At 31.9% G+C, this 19567-nt stretch carries 13 protein-coding genes and 2 pseudogenes; all 15 read right to left on the bottom strand.

All coding sequences use genetic code 11. The annotated features are described in order from the left end of the window. Positions 1 to 21: 21 nt before the first annotated feature. Positions 22 to 1959, bottom strand: a complete 1938-nt coding sequence (locus tag MKY90_RS12445) for an FtsX-like permease family protein (RefSeq protein WP_098168214.1) — start codon at positions 1957 to 1959, stop codon at positions 22 to 24. After that, positions 1934 to 2704 carry an ABC transporter ATP-binding protein gene (locus MKY90_RS12440; RefSeq protein ID WP_002017024.1) on the bottom strand — a complete coding sequence of 257 codons (771 nt, stop codon included), beginning with the start codon at positions 2702 to 2704 and terminating at the stop codon, positions 1934 to 1936. The genes MKY90_RS12445 and MKY90_RS12440 overlap by 26 nt, the downstream gene beginning before the upstream one ends. Positions 2705 to 2832: 128 nt before the next feature. Continuing rightward, complete coding sequence (locus MKY90_RS12435) at positions 2833 to 3819, bottom strand: sensor histidine kinase (protein WP_215599655.1); 987 nt, start codon at positions 3817 to 3819, stop codon at positions 2833 to 2835. A 2-nt stretch (positions 3820 to 3821) separates the two neighbouring features. Further along, the gene (locus tag MKY90_RS12430) at positions 3822 to 4526 is read right to left on the bottom strand and encodes a response regulator transcription factor (RefSeq protein ID WP_016120219.1); all 705 of its coding nucleotides are present in this window, start codon (positions 4524 to 4526) and stop codon (positions 3822 to 3824) included. A 395-nt stretch (positions 4527 to 4921) separates the two neighbouring features. Continuing rightward, positions 4922 to 6895 carry a penicillin-binding transpeptidase domain-containing protein gene (locus MKY90_RS12425; protein ID WP_215599656.1) on the bottom strand — a complete coding sequence of 658 codons (1974 nt, stop codon included), beginning with the start codon at positions 6893 to 6895 and terminating at the stop codon, positions 4922 to 4924. 451 nt (positions 6896 to 7346) lie between these two features. Beyond that, a complete protein-coding gene (locus MKY90_RS12420) occupies positions 7347 to 7940 on the bottom strand; it encodes an SGNH/GDSL hydrolase family protein (protein WP_141506960.1) in 594 nt (197 codons plus the stop codon). 169 nt (positions 7941 to 8109) lie between these two features. Then, a complete protein-coding gene (locus MKY90_RS12415) occupies positions 8110 to 9141 on the bottom strand; it encodes a VanZ family protein (protein ID WP_215599657.1) in 1032 nt (343 codons plus the stop codon). Positions 9142 to 9303: 162 nt separating this feature from the next. Continuing rightward, a pseudogene (locus MKY90_RS12410) lies at positions 9304 to 9435 on the bottom strand (Fic family protein); the annotation flags it as partial. 89 nt (positions 9436 to 9524) lie between these two features. Further along, the gene (locus MKY90_RS12405) at positions 9525 to 10634 is read right to left on the bottom strand and encodes an acyltransferase family protein (protein ID WP_002127447.1); all 1110 of its coding nucleotides are present in this window, start codon (positions 10632 to 10634) and stop codon (positions 9525 to 9527) included. Positions 10635 to 10824: 190 nt separating this feature from the next. After that, positions 10825 to 11340, bottom strand: coding sequence for a transglycosylase SLT domain-containing protein (locus tag MKY90_RS12400; protein ID WP_002141806.1), 516 nt, complete (start codon positions 11338 to 11340; stop codon positions 10825 to 10827). A 754-nt stretch (positions 11341 to 12094) separates the two neighbouring features. After that, entirely contained in the window at positions 12095 to 13408 is a 1314-nt protein-coding gene (locus MKY90_RS12395) for a D-alanyl-D-alanine carboxypeptidase family protein (RefSeq protein WP_002185854.1), read from the bottom strand. 488 nt (positions 13409 to 13896) lie between these two features. Next, positions 13897 to 14978 (bottom strand): annotated as a pseudogene (locus MKY90_RS12390) (HAMP domain-containing sensor histidine kinase). Then, a complete protein-coding gene (locus tag MKY90_RS12385) occupies positions 14975 to 15661 on the bottom strand; it encodes a response regulator transcription factor (protein WP_050001421.1) in 687 nt (228 codons plus the stop codon). Before MKY90_RS12385 ends, MKY90_RS12390 begins: the two are co-directional and overlap by 4 nt. A 344-nt stretch (positions 15662 to 16005) precedes the next feature. After that, positions 16006 to 17172: a hypothetical protein gene (locus MKY90_RS12380; protein ID WP_341093249.1), complete on the bottom strand. Its 1167-nt coding sequence runs from the start codon at positions 17170 to 17172 to the stop codon at positions 16006 to 16008. Positions 17173 to 17710: 538 nt separating this feature from the next. Next, a complete protein-coding gene (locus MKY90_RS12375; RefSeq protein WP_033731041.1) occupies positions 17711 to 19558 on the bottom strand; it encodes an ABC transporter permease in 1848 nt (615 codons plus the stop codon). Between the last annotated feature and the right edge of the window lie 9 nt (positions 19559 to 19567).

Genomic DNA, 19567 nt, shown 5'->3' with positions numbered 1-19567 from the left:
TTTGCTTGTTTTATCAATACGCTACATAATTTTTTTATATAACCGTTGTAAATAACGCCAACGGACAGTGAAAAAGTACACACTTTGAATGGATATAAAGGCTAGTATAATTAAAATCGAAATCTTTAAAACTGAGTAGTCAATTAGCTGTTGCAAGGCTATAAAAGCGACCCCGCTATGAATAATCGCTATAATGATAGGCAAGAAGAACATTAGTATAAGCTGTCGTGTTACGATTTTCTTTAGTTCTTTTCTACTTAGACCGACCTTCGCAATCATTTCGTATTGTTGTTGTTCTCTTTCTAAATCTGCATATAGCCTGAAATATAATAGGCTGGCTGCAAACGTAAAGAATACGATCCCTACTAATACACTGACAATAAGTAAAATACCGTTCTCTTGTTTCGAAGAAATCCATTCAGAATACAACGCTTTAAAATAATGATGTGCTTGCACCGAATTATGATTACCCATTGTTTCTTCTAATTTTTTTGTAACCACTCTTGATTTCTCCCAATTTTCCACGACAAAACCATATTGACTTTTCATTACGTAAGAATCATCTTCCGTCTTTCTATTAGGGATTTTATCGTACAGAGAATCCGAAACAACAATAATGGCTCCAATTGAATTTGGGAGAACTATATGTGGGACCGCCTTCTTGACCCGGAGGGACATTTCTAAGTTTTCCTGTACTACATCTATTTTCTCGGGTATATCTTTTCCTCTTGCATACTTTTCTTTTTGCGAAATGATTGAGGGTACTATAATCGCTTCTTGATCGTTATCCATCTTTTCCATTTCATATCCGAAAATTTTTGCAAACTTGTTATACTCTGATACTTTGATTAGCACTAAATTATTTTCCGTGAATTTAGGATTCGTAACCGCTACCTGATAAGAGAAATTTGAGCGAGTAAGTTGTTTTTTTATTTCTGTAATGTGCTCTTCTTCTTGTGCATTTTCTCCTAACGAAGTATAGGTAAATGCAAATGGGTTGGTCATTTCGGTTAATCCCTTATTTCCCATTGCTAGGCATGTACCAATCCCTGTGAAGGCCACAGCGGAAACAATCGCTAGCATAAAGAACATAGTTGCATTATCCTTCATACGATAGGCCAATTCAGATATAGTAAGAAGGTTTGTTTTATTAAAAAACAAAGTGTCTTTTTTCTTTAAGACACGTATTACATACACGCTCAACTGTGAAAATAGAAAATATGTCCCTATCACTACAAAGACTACCCCTCCAAGTAAGTAAGGCATAATGAAGTTTCTTTCTAGTACGAAATAGAACACACATCCATACCCTAATCCAATGAAGAATACGGAAAGAAATGCTAATGCTTTTGATGCCTTTGGCTCTGGTTTTGGCTTTTCCTCTGATTTCATCAAATCAATTAACTTGTTTGCTTTTACCATTTTAGAAGTAAACAACGAAATGACTAGAAACAGAATCAAAAATGCGCCAGTTGTCGTAAAGACAGCTTTTATAGGAACGTAAAAAGGAAGACCCTTATCAATCGCTAATATATTTTCACTTGCCAATAAATTGAGCTTTGAAAATATCAAACCAATTAAGATACCAAATGTAATTGAAGCGACTCCAATTAACATATTTTCTAAAAAAATTAATTTATTTAACTGCGCCGGTGTCATACCATGCATGATTAAAATTCCAAATTCTTTTTTTCTTGTTTTTAAAAAAGAACTCACCGAATATAAAAGAAAGAAGAATGAAAATACAAAAATGAGATATTGAGAGATTTGCATCCCCATTGTTCCTAAAAGGCTCATTGTTTTACTTGTGGAGGCTAGTTCTCCTTGTAAATCAGGATGAAAAAGTAAGAGTGAATATGTGAAAAAAACCATAACTGAAAATGAGCTACTTAGAAAGTGTGCAGCATAAGTCCGCTTACTTCGAATGATATTATTAAAAGCGAATCTTTGAAAAGTCATGCTTACGACCTCCTAGTAATGCAAGTACATCTATAATTTTTTGATAAAACATTTGTTGGTTTTCTCCGTTATAAATTTCGTTATATAATTTTCCATCTTTAATAAATACAACGCGATCACAAAAACTTGCAGCCACTGGATCGTGCGTAACAAGCATCATTGTTGCATCTTGTTCTTTATTTAATCGTTTTAATAACTCCATTACATCATTAGCCGCTTTTGAATCTAAGTTTCCTGTCGGCTCATCTGCAAGTAATAATTTAGGTTTATGAATTAGAGCACGTGCAATTGCTGTTCTTTGTGCTTGTCCGCCCGATATTTCATATGTTCGTTTATTTAATATATCTTGAATGCCTAATTTTTCTGCAATACCTTCTACACGCTGATTCATATCCTCAACTTTAGTACCATCTAACGTCAGAGGAAGAACAATATTTTCTTTTACAGTTAATGTTGTAAGAAGATTGAATGCTTGAAACACAAAACCTAATTCACGTCTTCGAAATAATGCCAGTTCATTTTGAGATAATTGATATGGATTTTCTCCATTAATCAATATTTCTCCTGATGTGGGAGAATCAATAGTAGAAACCATGTTCAACAAAGTAGTTTTTCCACTTCCTGATGGTCCCATTATTCCTACAAACTCCCCTTTTTTCACACTCAAATTAATGTCGGCGAGCGCTTCATAAGATACCTTTCCTGTATAGATTTTACTCAGTTCACAGACCTTTAATATTTCCATATCGTTTTGCTCCTTTTTATCTTTTAATAACCTAAGTTTATCTAAGCGTCCCTTCTTCTCATATCGATTAACCTTTCATATATCTAACAGGTCTGTAATATTTCTGAAAAGTCAAACTAAATAACGTTCTAACGATTTGCATAAGGGAAAATAATACAGATTGTTGTTCCTTTTCCTACTTCCGACTTTATTTCAATATCATGTTCCAATCTTTTTATAATATTTTTCACAAGATATAATCCCATCCCAGTAGATTCCTTAAATTTCCGACCGTTTATTCCCGTATAAAATGGGCGGAATACTCTCGGGAGGTCTTCTTTTGGAATTCCCACACCATGATCGTGTATTTCAAGGATTACTGAGCGCTCTTCTTCTAATGTAGTAATAGTAACGTTTTTTCTACTTCCTGCTGAATACTTAATGGCATTGGATATCACTTGATGAATAACAAACCGAAGCCACTTTCTATCGGTTTCTACCATAATAGTTTGTTTTACTTTTACTTCTGGATAAACATAGCTACGGATAAACAGACGTTTATTTTCACGGATTACTTCTTGAACGATTTCCTGTAACGAAACTCTTTCCACATAAAAATCTTGCTCAAACGTTTGTAATCGCGCCATATATAAGACCATTTCTAATCCGTACTGTATTTGATCTACTTCTTCCACAATACTTTCAAAAACCTCCCCATTCTCTTCTTGTGTGATCAGTTCAATAACTGATAGAGGCGTTTTCATCTGGTGCACCCATTGATTAATAAATGTAAGGTGCTCTTTTTGTTTATATTCCCAAGTCTTTAACTGTTGATGATATTGACTGTATTGTGTCTTTAACACACGCTGAAGTGCTACTGATAATGGAGTGGAATCGAGTTCTTCTAAGGAGTCCTCTAATGTTTCAGAAGGGTTGGATAATTTGTTATAAAATCTACGATGGCTAAAGTAGCGATAAAGTAAAAACGCAATTAAAAAGCATCCTCCTAAAAACACACTATATAACGCAGTAGATAAGTGGTTATATCCATCCAGCCAATAAACAGTTAGAACGACAAATAGCTGAATGATTGAGAAACAGATGAAAGGGATATGTTCACGTAAAAATAAATTCATTATTATACCTCATCATTCTTCCAAGTTATTTTCAAACGATATCCAGCACCACGAACTGTTTCTAATGCATTTTTTATTCCGATTTCCTCTAATTTTTTTCGGACACGTGTAACATTTACACTTAACGTATTATCATCTACATACGTATAGTCATCCCAAAGCTTTTCTAAGATTTTCTCTCGACTAACAATACTAGGAGATTGTCGTAAGAGAGTTTCTAGTAAAGCAGTTTCTTTTTTTGACAGTATACACATGCTATCATTTAGCTTTAATTCCATTTTTTCTGGATAAAGTATTAAACCGGATTGCTGAACAACTCTTTCTTCCGCTTTCGGTGCGTATTCTCCGTAAATTCTTCGAAGATGACTTCGGATTTTTGCCATTACAACTTCATAATGAAACGGTTTAGTGATATAATCGTCTGCACCATGTTCAAGTGCCATAACTTGCTCCATCTCTCCACTACGTGCTGATATAAATATAATGGGACAAGTAGAGACCGTTCTAATTTGTCTGCACCAGTAGAAACCATCAAAACTCGGTAAATTTACATCTAATAAAACTAAATCAGGTTGAATTTTTTCAAAGTTAGCCAAAATATTTTCAAAATCCTCTGTAATATTCCCTTCATACCCGTACTTATTAATATGGGATTGAAGTAGTTTAGAAATTTTTTGGTCATCTTCTACAATCATGATTTTATACATATATTTAGCTCCTTTTATTTATGTATCTATTTATTATCTAGAAATATCTAATTAATACTTTTATCTTTTAGTATAAAGAAATTCCCCTCTTACTTATATTGAATAACCTTACTTCAAACTAACAGTTTTGTAATATTTCTGAAAATAAAGTTAAGTATAATAGCTCTTATTTTTTAAATTTCAATCATCTAATTTAACATTTAAAAATTTGTTGTTTTATAATTTTTAAATAAAAAATAATCGTATTTAATTGTGTAAAAAACACGTAATTAAATACGATTATTAAAATCATAAAATCTGCGTTTAGACATAAATTAACCGATTCCTAATATAATCTTGAATCGGTAAGGTTTGTATATTTACTAAAGAAGTAAATTTCACCTTCTAATTAAGTATTATTTCTGAAAAACATGTTTTATTTTTTCACCTGGAACGTTGCTCCCGCCTCTTCCTTTTACATCTTCAATCATCATGGTAACGATCATGTTTGGCGCGCTTGCATCGAAAGCTGCAAACCATCCAAGTTCTTTACCCTCTGCTTCTTTCGATTCTTTCAGTTCTGCTGTACCTGTCTTACCAGCGAGAGTTACACCATCAACTTTAGCAATTCTCCCGGCACCATCAGGATCATTAATAACCTTTATTAACGCACTTTTTAATATCTCTTGATTCTTGGTAGAAATCACATTTTCTTTCCAATTTCCCGTTTCTTTTGTTTTTTTTATAAGATGCGGTGACGGAATGTTACCCTCATTGACAATCGGTGCATAAGTCAATGCTAAATGAAGAGGTGTCATTAATACTTGTCCTTGTCCGTACCCCGTGTCTGCTAGTTGAATATCATTTTTTATCCCATCTTTTGCAATGATTGAAATAGGGAATTCGTATTCAATTGGTAATTTTTCATGAAATCCGTATTTCTTAAATTCATTTACATACTGATCTTTTCCTATTTTCAAAGCTTGTTGAGCAAAATAAATATTATCAGAGTACTTCATTGCCTTATCAAAATCAACTGGACTAGCATCCTTCACACGTGTTACATAATAATTTCCCCAAGATGAATCTTTTGTCCACTTTAATCCTTGAATTTTAAATTCTTCCTTAGGATTTATTGTGTTTGTTTCCAAACCAATTGCACCTGTTATCGTTTTAAATACGGAACCTGGTACAAATGCTTGTGTGAAGCGATTCATCATTGGCAGTTTCGAGTCATTATTCCATGCTTCCCGTTGAGCTTTTGATGCTCCTCTAACTATTGTATTTGGATTATAAGCAGGGCTACTTACAAGTGCGATTGTTTCACCCGTTTTAGGATTGACCGCTGCACTAGATCCTGCTTCATTTTTCATCTCATTAAAGATTTTTTCTTGAATTGCAGCATCAATAGTTAACGTAACATTTTCCCCTTTTTTTGCTTCTTGTTTTGCTACGTTTTTAATCTCTTTCCCGTTCTCATCTTCCATAAATACGCGTCCACCCTTTTCACCACGCAATTTATTCTCTAATACTTTCTCTAAACCTGTCTTACCCACTAAATCATCTGCTTGATAACCTTTTTTTTGAAGCGATTTTAACTCCTCTGCATTTACCTTTCCTATATATCCCGTTAAGTGTGCCGCTGCTTCTCCTAATGGATACGTACGAATATTTACTGGGCGAGATGAAACTCCTTCTAATTCAATATAATCATTCTGTCTGGTTCCCTCTTTTAAAATACCAATTGGTACAAGGGAATCTGGTTTTATCCATTTCGCTGCGAGCTTTTGATTGATCTCTTCTATAGACATATCAAGTAATTGTGCTACTATTTCTTTCGTTTGCGCTGCCGTTTCACCTAGTTTCTCTGGAATAATTCCAACTTCAGTCGCTTTACCATTCGTTGCAAGCCCTTTTCCATTTCGATCATATATTTCTCCGCGTTTTCCTTGCTCTGTTTGCATACGTACTTTGTAATCTTTTTTCATACCTGGGAAAATGAAGTCTGGTGTCCAATCTATTTTCCAAGATTCCTTATCTTTATCTTTCACGAGTTTTGCTTCATGGATGAATGAAACTGTTCCTCCATCCGTATCCATATTAACTTCAAAAAGAAAAAGTTCTTTATCTTTAGTATTCTCTCCTTTCGTTTTAATTTTTAAATTCTTAACTCCAATACCCTCATAAATTTTTTGATATTTCTCTGTGAACTCCTTTTTAGAAATCGTTTTTTTTGCATGTTCTGATAAATAATCATACATATTTGTAAATTTTTTATCATTCCATAAATTGATATATTCTTCAAATGCTTGTTTTGGCGGCTCATCTTTATTGCATCCTACCAACATAACTCCAAAACAAAAGAAAAGCAGCATCCATATTTTTTTCAATTCAATCTTCTCCCTTAATTAAAAATGATTATTCCTTTCTAAATATGTTAAATAAAAAATGTTTTAACGCTTAATAGACAGTGTAAGTAATGAAATAGTTCCACATTTACAAAAAAATTAAATTTATGGTTAAGCTGCATTCAAAAAGGGAAGATTTTAAGATTCTTACAAACGACGAATATATTTAGCGAACGTTATCATTATTAGTGTTGTTTTAACAATTCATTTAAAATACCTTTTAGTTCATTTTCGCCAATTTCATCTTTTTTCTTTATAGATTATTGATACAAAAAAAGAATCCTTATACTAAGGATTCTGCAACAGAAAATAACAAAAATATAAACAATAAAAAGAATTACTTAAAGTATAATTTATAGGCACTCTATATCCTTCTTTTTCGCACCAAAAACCCCTGTACAGCATGCGACAGGAGTTTAGGTCATTCTACAGCTTATTTAAAAGAGTCATGTACAGGCAAACTACTAAAAATCAATTCAGCAACTTTTACATATCCTTTTGAGTTTGGATGAATTAAATCCGTAGACCAAAGCGTATTGTCATTAACTAAATGATGATTCCAAAAGTCAACATGATGAAGCTTATACTCTCTACTCAGTGAAAGTATAACTTCATTTGCCTCTAATAATTGTTCTTTTAATACTTGTTTTTTTTCAGAAGGAAATGGAAGCCTAACAGTAAAATCTGGAAGGTTTGCTATAATAATATCAGCACCTGCTTTACTTAATGTATCTATCATAAATTCCATATCGTTCTTATATGCATGATGATTCCAACGTCCTTTTAAAACATCGTTTGCACCTGCAATTAGACTAACCAAATCTGGATTAAAAGTTAATGCCTGTTCCAATTGCTGTGAGCAAATTTCTTTAGTTACTAACCCACGTTTTGCAAAATTAGCATATTTTAAATCATCTACACACAGTTGAACAAAATGATCTACCCAGCTTTTTAATGCTATTCCCTCAACTTCATCCCCTATCCCCTCTGTAAAACTATCACCAATCGCTACAAATCGCTTCCACATATATAGTCCCCCTTTTTTGTTATTCATATCTACACTATACAATAGCCCACAGCGTAATTGTTCTTCTTAAATGTTTTTCAATTTCAATTAAATTCCATAGGAGATTTTTCAAATGAGCAAGACAACTCGATTAAACTATTTCACATGAACAAAAACATGAAAATCTACGTTATCTTCTCGCAGAAATAGGTTGAGACCAACTATCTTTCCCATTATCATTTAAGTGTACTTGAAAAACATATATAGGTTGAGAAAAGCCTTTTGTATCAGCGTAGTAATCTATATTATAATCTGTAATGACTAATGTATCACCTGCTTTGAAAGATATTATAGGATCAAAGTCTCCTTGTTTTAGTTTTTGAAATACTTCTTTGGGAGACAGAATTTCGACATCTCGAATATGTGATTTTTTTGTAACTGGCTCATTGTCATTAGGCATTTTTGTAATTTCCTCTTTGTAAACAGGCATTTTATTACCTTCGTCTTTTAACTCTATTGATGTTTTTATAGTGACATCAGTCATGTCTGTTTTTGTAATGGGATCTAAAGGCATATTCCCAAATTCCTTCATTTGATACGAAATCATTATTCCAAGTGCAACAAAACTTACTGTAATCGGAAGAAATAAATATTTGGTCATTTGTGTATCTGTTTCTTTTTTCTTCAACAATATAAGAACTATATTTAACATAGAATATCCTAGCATCATTCCTAAAGTATTATGAAGTAAATCGGCTAGTTCCATACTTCCACGTTGCATTATAAATTCAAGGATTTCAAGCAATAAACTTGCTATAATTGAGCTGATTAACATCCATTTTGTTTTTTGAAAAACATTACTAAATAAAGGTAATAAAATTCCTAACGGAAAAAGCATACCTATATTCAAAATGATATGGAAAAAAGAAGAAAATGAAAAGGTATTCCATGCTTTTTTATAAACACTAAGTACATCAAAGTCAATTGTTCTTGCAAAAGTTATATCATCTGGACGACCAAATGAAGTAGCTGATAATACAAGGGAATAATATCCTATTATCAATATAAACAATATAACTTGTTGTACGGTAAATTCCCCCCCTCCTTTACATACCTTTTTGTATACTACAAAGTAGCTAAAAACAAAAATGAGTAGTAACAAGAATGTGAGTTGTATTGTAGGAATTGCAAAGGTAACAAGTAGTTCGGAAATAAAATTCATTTTACACCTCTGTTTTTACGAATAAAATATTCAATAGTTTTATATAACATTTTAGATATAGATTGCGATGTGTTGTTACCCCTAATAATTATTAATACAGAATTAAACCTGTATACATTGAGCATTTCTTCCTCTTGAAACTAGCTTTATTTGACCAAGCAGCTACAAGGAAACTAGCTTTTTACTAATTGTACTTTCGGCTATGTCTGGAAAAACGTTACGAAGATTCTCTTTAGTAAGAGGATTTTTGGAGTTAAGTATAAAATTAAAAATTTGTTCAATTTTAGTATATTTATATAGAATCCGTAATTGACCGATTCCTAATATACTTAGGAATCGGTCATATTCGTATATTTACTAAAGAAATAAAATTCCTTCAAGCATTACACTTTTTTTCGAAAATTTGTTGTTCTTTGTTTTGCCCAGTTGATACATTTCTTTTCAATTAAATGATACGAAACTATAGAAAAAAGTATTGTCATTGAAATACACAAAGCAAGAAGGAAAAAGATAGGTATCTTTGTATACAAAAGTTTAAATAGTACCATCATGATTGGAAAATGACACAAATAGATACTGTATGAAATTTCTCCTAAGTATACAAATACACTCTTATTTAAAAATGCTTTCACTTTTAGGTTACTCATGGCCATTATTATAAATATACTAACACCGATTACGACACCCCAATCTTTTAATAAGAAAGTAGTATCATTACGGGAAAAACCATAAATTAAAATGGAATATAAATATAGAATAATCCCTAATGCAATAAGAAATCCTTTATTAAATTTTTTCATATTCCTATATAAGTAGATAAGCTTTTCCTGATGCTTAAAAAGTAACATTCCAACCATAAACATCGATGTGAAATGCAGTGTATCGGCATAACCATTATAAAATCCCTCTGCTTTCCCTATATGCAACATATTAAGGAAAACACTAATTAAAGAAAAGCTCAAAGCAAATAGTATCGTTTTCTTCCAACTCAGTTTATAAAAAAGAAGGAATAACAACGGAAACACAATAGATATACGCATTTCTTGAGCCAATGACCAGATAACTGGATTATAATTTTCCGTAAAAAAGTTATTAAGAAGCACAAAATGGTTTATAATATCTATTTTTGTTATAGACCCTTGCCACCTATCATAGAACCAATCCCGTAGTCCAGCCACTTCATACGGCGAGAACAAAATAAATAAAGCAAAGGTAATGATTATCCAAAAATAATAAGGAATATAGATTCGTACAAATCGCTTAATTAAATATCCCCAATAATTTGTTTTTGAATGATAAAGTGCCATAGATAACACAAAACCACTGAGTACATAAAAAACGATTACAGCTTCCCCGCCAGCCCATAAAAACCTAAGCGGAGAAAATTTAATAGAATTAGGCAACGATGGTAGCATTAAACAAAAATGTCCAAATACCACTGTCAGTGCCGCTAACCCTCGTATGGAATCTAATTCTTTTATTCTCTTACTCATAAAATGTTCTCCTTATAAATTGTAGATTTTGCTGTTAATAAAGGCCACTATACTATTGTAGTGGGAGAATTATACATATTGTTTCTTTAAATTCCTAATATAAGCAGTACAAAGTCAATCTATGTATCTGTTTTAGGAAACTTTCGTATTTAGGCGTAAGTTATATAATAATAGAAAGAAAAAAGAAATTTCATTCTATAAAATCGTATTGTCGTTTAGAAAACATTTTAAAACTGTTTTCTAAACCCTCGTTATAGTCTGTCTGCTTATTTGTCCATTGAACACCCTTATTCCCAGGCCACCCTGAGGTATTAGCAACATATTTTAATAGCTCTGGTCCTTTTAAATTTTGCTGTAAACCACGGTTATATGCATTTATCATATTAGATATTGCAATTCGAGTATTGGTTTCTGCATTTTTCAAATCTTCGTTCGTTAAATCTTTAGGTGCTAGTCCACCTCGATGAAGCTGAAACAGTCCAAATGATGTGCCCTGATCTCCAATTGCGTTTCGATCAAACTTACTTTCATGGAATGCAATAGATAAAGGAATCCATGGCGGTATACCATGCTCTATTGATATTTGTTGAATCGTGTCTCTTACTTTAACTCGGTTAGTATGATGGTCATATGCGTATTTTGTAAGATATAGCCCTCCTGTTAAAACTAAAATAAATACTCCACTTTTTATTAATGTCCCTCTCATCGACGTCACCTCAATTGTCAGTATCAAAGATTGTCACTAGTAATCCTATCTTTTGGGGATATTAACTCGTAATCATGTATCATCTTGTTATTGTTTGTTTCATTAATTACCGATTTTCAGGTGAAATTATTAGGGGGTTCCCTCCATATAACATTCGCTTTTATCACTTTCGGTACAATTTACTTTTGTATGGGAGAGCGTTTTCTCTGTATGGTACCGTACTTTTTTCTCGAATACCTTACTTTTTTATTCGATTGAAATTAAAGAATAACTATATACATAGGGATAAACACTATAAAAAGATACTTAAATTTCTTTAAAAAATTCATTTTTCGGCCTCCATTTCTTTATATAATTAATTTAAAACAAAATATTTAATAAGAAGAAAAGATTTTATTAAATTTTTATAAAATTTAATAACAGGAATAAGTACCAGGTATTTATTTTTATTGTCACTTGATGGAATAATGAATGTGTTTTCATCATGTAACTTTATTAAACTAGCCTTGCACCAGAACCCTTTGAATCGAACAATTCATAATAAACGCCATCCTTTCTGTATATTTCTACAAAAAGAATAGCGTTTTTTGATTATATGGATACAAATTTATCTTAGCTTGATTGCAATACCGAAAGTTCCGAAGAACCAGATTTGAGAATTAATGCAATCTTCCATTCCAAGCCATCCACATAAGAATCTATAATACTTTGAAACCTTTTATTTCAGGCTAATATTTAGTTTTATCCTACAAAGTTAGCCTTTTACTATATCAACCGCACTATTCCACATACCGCTAAAGAAAGATCCTATTTCGCGCATAAAACGTGTAAACCAATTTGCTTGTTCTACTTCAGATTTTGTTACAAGGTCTACTTGTAATGATTTACCTGATAAGAACCCAGGATCTGTAATATCTTTAGGCGATATAATCATTTGACTAATTGTTACACCTTTTTTAATAGGCGCTTCTTGTTCTTTATTCGATACTTTAAATTCTTTTTTATAAACGTCTTTGTTGCCCTTTGGCATTGGAAGTGAAACAGCTTGCTTCGTTTGAACAACTATATCTTTGTCCTTTGCATTTGCTACCCGCACTGTTTCATGACCTTTTACTACTGAATCTTTTCCATAGACCTTCTTCACTTCAAAATTCGCAAATCCATAATCATATAATTTCTTTGTTTCATCAAAACGTGCTGTATGAGAGTTTGCTTTTATAACTACAGAGATTAGACGCATACCGTTTTTTTCTACTGTACCAGTAAAACAATCTCCGGCTTCTGGAGTAGTTCCTGTTTTTAACCCATCTACACCTTCGTATTGCTTAATTAAGCCTTTTAACATCCAGTTAAAGTTCGTCATATCAATCGGATACTTGCCACCCTTTTGGAATGTTTTTTTAGGGATTTTTGCTGTATCTAATATTTTCGGGAAATCTTGAATAAGACGTTGTGCTAAAATCGCACAATCTCTTGCGGACATTTTATTTTTCTCGTCTGGAGTTGTCCCTTCTGGGTGATGTCCTTTTAAATCATGGTTTGTTAAACCTGTAGAGTTTACAAATTTATAATTTTTCATTCCAAACTCTTTTGATTTATCGTTCATCATTTTCACGAAATTGACTTCTTTTCCAGCAATCTCTTCAGCTAAAGCAATTGTTGCACCGTTTGCAGAGTAGATTACCATTGCCTCATATAACTCTTTGACCGTATAAGAGCCACCATTTTCTAATGGAACGTTTGATAATGAGCGATCTTGCGAAATCTTATATGCATATTCAGAAATTTTAACTTTTTGATCCCATTTAAGTTTTCCTTTATCCACCGCTTCATGAACTAAGTATTCACTCATCATTTTTGTCATACTAGCAATTGCTAATGATTCATCTGCATTTTTTTGATATAAAATTTTCCCGGAATTTGCTTCTACTAAAATTGCTGATCCTGCTTCTACGTCTATAGCAGGAACTGTTTCCGCTGATGCTCTTCCAAATGTAACGGCCATGCTACAAAATAGTGTAAGCACTGTTACTATTGTAATAAATCTCTTGCAAAACATACTTTTCACTTCTGTTACCTCCAATATCTTTGTACTCAAAAAAACGTTATTTTAACATAATCCTCCAAAAAATAGACAGTGTTATCAAATTCTATATACATATAAGACATTAGGACCACTTTCATATAGACCATCTCATCCCACACATATCCCTCTTTTTAATACCTTTGTATTTTTCAAATTGATTCGTACTTTCATATTTTTTAGGATTACACTTAATAGACAATCTAAGTAATACATTTGTTCCACATTTATAAAAAAATAAAACCAGTGTGCCCCGGTTGAATACCGAAACACACTGGTTGCTAAATTTACTATCGTCTTTTCCATTGTTCATATCAATGAACTTTCCCTCTATTCTGTTAATTACTTTATAATAATAAACAAATTAATTTGTCAGTATCATGTCTACTATGAATGGCTTACTTGAATTATTAACTTAAGAAGTTTCTTAAGTTTTAAAAAAGCTTATGGAACCTTTCATTCCATAAGCCATTCTATATGATCGGATGTTCAACAATAAAGGCTATCCAACCTTCTTTATATTCTGCATGTATATTACCATTGTGAAGTTCAACAATTCTTTTTGAGATAGCAAGTCCCAGTCCATTTCCTTGATCACCTTTTCTGGCCTTATCACCCCTGAAAAATCTCTCAAACAATTTATTTGGATCGCTAACAGGTGGTTTCTCAGCTTTATTTGATACTTTCAAAATTGCTTTATTATCTATTACTTCAAGACATATTGATAATTCGGATGGCTTCATGCTGTACTTTATCGCATTTATAAACAGATTTTCATAAACACGTACCATTTTTTCTACATCCATAAGAATAGGTATTGTTTCTTCCGTTATTGATTTTTGAACAATTAAACTTTCCTATTCAAATATAGGAGTGTATTCTCCAACTATTTGCTCCAACAAACCTGATACATCAACTTCATTAAGGTTTAATCTGGCATCGATGTCTGATAAACGGGTGTACTCAAATAGTTCATCAATTAGATATTTCAATCTCTGTGATTTTAAATAAGTGGTTTCGAGATACTCCTGTAATTGTGCTTTACTGTCGTATTGCCCTCTTTTTAATAAATCTACATAGCCGATAATAGATGTCAACGGTGTGCGTAAGTCATGTGATACGTTGGTTATGAGTTCATTTTTTGTACGTTCCAATTGTCTTTCCTGTTCAAATGTATTCTCCAATTCCTTGGACATATAATTAATATTTTGAGCAAGATGAGTCAATTCATCCTTTCCCTCAATCCCAATTGTCAAACCCAGTTTTCCATTGGCAATATCATTCACATTATCAGAAATGAGCTTCAAATATACTATTTTCTTTCGAACCAATATTAAAAAATGATAATAAAAGTAAAGATCGCTAACGCAAATATAAGAAATGTAAGTATATTATTTTCAAATGTACTAAGATCATCAAGATAGTGATTTAGATTTAATGGTATTATAATATATATAAAAGTGAGGATTGTTAAACCAAACGAAACAAAAAAACTAACTGCAACAGCACCAAGAAGTTTTATTATTATCTTATTTCTAAAACTAACCTTCTTCATATTTTGTACCCAATTCCCCAAACAGTTTTAATATAAATTGGATGTTTAGAATCCTCTTCAATTTTGTCTCTTATTTTTGTAATATGCACCATGACGGTATTATCCGATTTATAAAAAGCATCTTTCCAAACTGCTTCATATATTTTTGCAACACTCAGAACAATCCCTTTGTTACGAGCAAGTAGTTCGAGTATATCAAACTCTTTTGGAGTTAGCCTTACTTCCGTGCCTCTTATCCATACTTGACGTGTATCTGTATTTACGGTCAAATCACCAATTTCTAGGACACTTTTATCATTATCTGTATTTGTATTATATTTTTTAAACCTTCTTAATTGGGATTTTACTCTAGCGATTAACTCCAACGGATTAAACGGTTTTGATAAATAATCATCGGCACCAGAGGCTAAACCCTGAATTTTGTCTATATCCTCTGATTTTGCAGAAAGCATGATAATAGGCATATTTAGTTCTTCCCTAATCTTCATACACGCTTCAATGCCATCCATATTAGGCATCATAACATCCAAAATAATAAGATCGAATCGCTTTTCTTCTAACAGTTCTAACGCTTCAATAGCATCTTCTGCCTTTTGAGTTTTCAGACCTTCATTTTCCAAATATACAGAGGTAAGATTTCTAATCTCTTTATCATCATCAACAATAAGAATTTTTGACTCCATATGATTCCTCCACATTTTTCTCATATTGAACAACTAAAAGCATAAGCAGACGGTACATTTCTATCCTCTTTTTTGTAAACCTGCAATTGAATGACCAAAAGTAACATAATCGATATAAAAGATAACGTCTTAAATATTGTTCAAAATTTTCTTTAGATCCATTTACAATTAATAATTTTTCTTCTTCATTAAATTTAGCTTTTAATAAAAAAAATTATTTTGAGATTCCTTCTTTTAATTAATTTTTTTTGATTACACCGGTAGTGTATATAACTTATAAAATGAAAAAAGAATCCTCTTCAATACGCTCTTTAAAGAAAATTCTTTTTCAAATCGTATTTTCTTTACTCGTTACTTATTTTCACCAGTTTTTCTCCTTGTTCTAAAAGTGTTTCATAGTCATTGTTCTCTTTAATTTCTTTGATTTTATTTTCAATTGTGGGCGTATTATTTATATTAAAGTACGTATTTAATACTTCATATGGTGTCTTTCCTTGTTTGATTGCACTATCTTCAATAGCTTCTTTCCATGGAATATTTACTTTGTCCATGCTTAATTCAAGGGCTGAACCAGTCTCATATCTCATATTCCGCTCTAAAAACCTTGGAGATTCTGCCTGTCCATTAGCAATGAAGTTGAACGCCTCCATAAAAGTAACATGATATGGCTTCTGCTTCTTTGCAAGTACCATAAGATTTCCACCAGTTAATTTACTATAACGATACTCTAAGTATCGTGCTGAACCTTCTATTGCTTCAGTTTTTGTTTCTCCAATTAATTGAGGCCATTTTTTATAGCGATAGTTACGTACAATTGTCCAATCATATAATGCCTGATTAATACTTTCTGGGTTCGTATCAATCATTGCTTTATCTAATAGCTTAAATTCTAATCCCATTAGCGCGTAATTTTCTTTATTAATCGGATATTCGTGAATAGACTCTCCACCATTTGCATCATATGTCCAATCTTTTTGTTTATCAGCATGAAAACCTTCATGTAATAAGAAAGATGAAAAATCAAAATATAAATCTGGATTACTAAACATTTTAGGATGATATTTTAAATAAAATACATCCATATCGTTAATATTTATTGTCCCAAAGTTCCAAGGAATCCAGGTAGAAATAGTTCTAAAATCAAAACGAGTTAAGCGATAGACTTTAGATAGATGCAGAGAATTTGAGACTTTTATTTCCTTTGCAAAAATACTATTTTCTAATCCCGTTACATTAACTGCATAAGCTTCTTGTCTAAAGAATCCCCCGTCTTTATTACTACGTATCAGAACCAATGGCATTTTTTCGAAGCGATAATCTTCATTCCAAAGTTTATCACTCGATTCTTCGAAGCTCTTATAAATAGTAGATAATTCTTTTAACATGTTTTGATCCGTGTTATCTAAAGACTTAAACTCTGTATGATATGTTTTATTTAAAATTATGCTTCCCAACATAATTCCTATAAATATTACTAATAAGATTAAAATTACCTTTAAAAATTTTTTCAACACACACTCCTTTTCTAAAACGATAATCCTTATGATGAATAAAGTTTACAAGTTTTATGTTTATTTACACTCTTTTGGTGCAAACCCAATTTTAAATAATAGCTATAATAGACACAATGAATACAAGATATTTTTTTGAAAATTGTTCTATCCTGTCAAAATTCCGATAATAGTTAACAATTAATATTGGATGATTATTCAATTTTATTGTAAGGGGATAGTGCAAGAGTTCCTACAAATAAGGTTAAAGTAGTACTCAATGTAGGAACGATGCTATTTTCCCTCTTCTTTTCCCTTCATTATTAAGATATAGAAAGAATAGTATTTTTCTCTTTTAATTGCTCATACATATCTTCTTGTAAGTTATACATGAAATGCGCCCCCTACTTGTATTTACTTTTTTTCTAACACTTTCTGCCGCTCATTGCTGCATATTTGTATCTCAAATCCACTTTCTATTTTGCTTACATGATATTTTTTCACTTCATCATAACGGGGGCCAATTATGATGATACTTAATATACATAACATTATTACATTAACCTTCTTTCGGAAGTACAATTCTTTTATACAATTGAACTGTAATCCAGTAGTAAATCGAATAAATCACTATGAAAATAACAATTGGTAACCAAATACGAAAATACGGATCGATTAAAAGAGGGCCAAACATATTCATACCAACTAATATGTGAACAATCCCGATAATTGCTGGGACTAAGAATACGAAGGATAACTCCTTATAAATCGATTGTGTTAATAATTCCTGGCGAACACCAATTTTACGAAGCATTTGGTAACGTATACTATCTTTAGATGCACCAGATAGAATTTTAAACATTAAGCAACTTGCCATCATTGCTAAAAACGCAATTCCAACGAAGAACCCCATAAACATTAGTCCGCTGGAAAAACCTTGATTTGCAATATATTGTTGATACTTACTATACAGCTCTTCAGATTTCACATTTTTATACTTAACTACCTGTAATTCATCAAGTTTTTTCCATTCTTTTAAATATGCTTCAAAATCATCTGTTTTCCCAATAAACACAGTACTTTCTTTACCTTTCATACTATCGTATATGTTTTGATCTACAATTTTTATTTTATGATTAGGATATATATAATTTGGCTGAATTGTTTCGAAAGCGTCGCTCCATTGTTTTGATTTTGCATCCTCTTTACCCCATTGTCTTGACAATGCAAATGCATCCATGGGAATCTCTTCTGAAACTTTCATTATCTTCTCATTTTTTCTATCTTTTACTAAAGGATGATTGTTCTCTAGCTCTTCTTTTATATAATAAACATACTTATCATCTACTTTGTAACGATATTCAAGTTTCTTTTGAAATAAAATACTACTCAAAATGTTCTTTTCTTCTGCTGTTGGATTGTGAACTACCGAATCGTAAATTGTTCCTTTATCAGTCTGCTTTAAAACGTCGTTTTTAAATGCCATACCACACGCAATTCCACCTGCTCCAAGGGCTACTAAGATTGCTACCGTCGCAAGCACATTTGTTAAGCCATTAATGCGGAAGTTTAATTGAGCAAAGGTAAAAGCATTAAGCCCTTTTTCACTACGCTTTTTATTACTTTTTATTTTTTTTATCATAACTGGGAGAAGTGATCCAAACAACATGTAAGTACTAACAGTTGCTGCGATTAATCCAAGAGCCATTAATGTAGGAACGGTTCCTAGATTTTTTGCCTGTGGTATATAGAGCAATGATGCATAACCAATACCTAACAAAATCAGACCAAGTAATGCAACTACAACTGTCATTTTTCCTTTTACCGCGCCACGCTCTGTTTGTGCACCTGCATGTACAAGTCGTAATATAGAAATACGTGACAATTTAATACTATTCATACTTGCTGATAGTACAAATAATGCAAAGAAGAAGATGCAAGTAACGACCATTGATGGAATGTACAAAGCTTGGTAACCTTCTCCAGTCAACTCCAATTGTTTCATTAATAACTGTCCGATACCTTCTGCAAGTCCTACACCACTTGTAATCCCAATCACAAGTGACGCCGCACCTAATATAATTGTTTCAAGGAACATCAGTAATGTAACTTTATACTTTTTTGCTCCTAACATCATATACATACCAAACTCTTTTTGGTGAAGAGATAATAAGAAAGAGTTTACATACATAATGTAAAAAAATGTTACAATCGCTAATAAAGAGGAACCTATTTGGAATATTAATACAATAGGACCAATGTTTGCATTAGATTCAAGGAACACTTTATTTAGTGATAGCGTTTGAAACATATAGAAAGTAGAAATAGATACAATAAGACCAATAAGTAATACAATATAATCTTGCAATTTACTTTTCAACCCTGACATGGAAAGTTTAAATAACATGCCCAAACC

This window comes from Bacillus sp. FSL P2-0099, assembly GCF_038007445.1.
GTDB classification, from domain to species: Bacteria; Bacillota; Bacilli; order Bacillales; family Bacillaceae_G; genus Bacillus_A; species Bacillus_A mycoides.
This window is presented reverse-complemented; position numbering and strand designations above follow the sequence as displayed.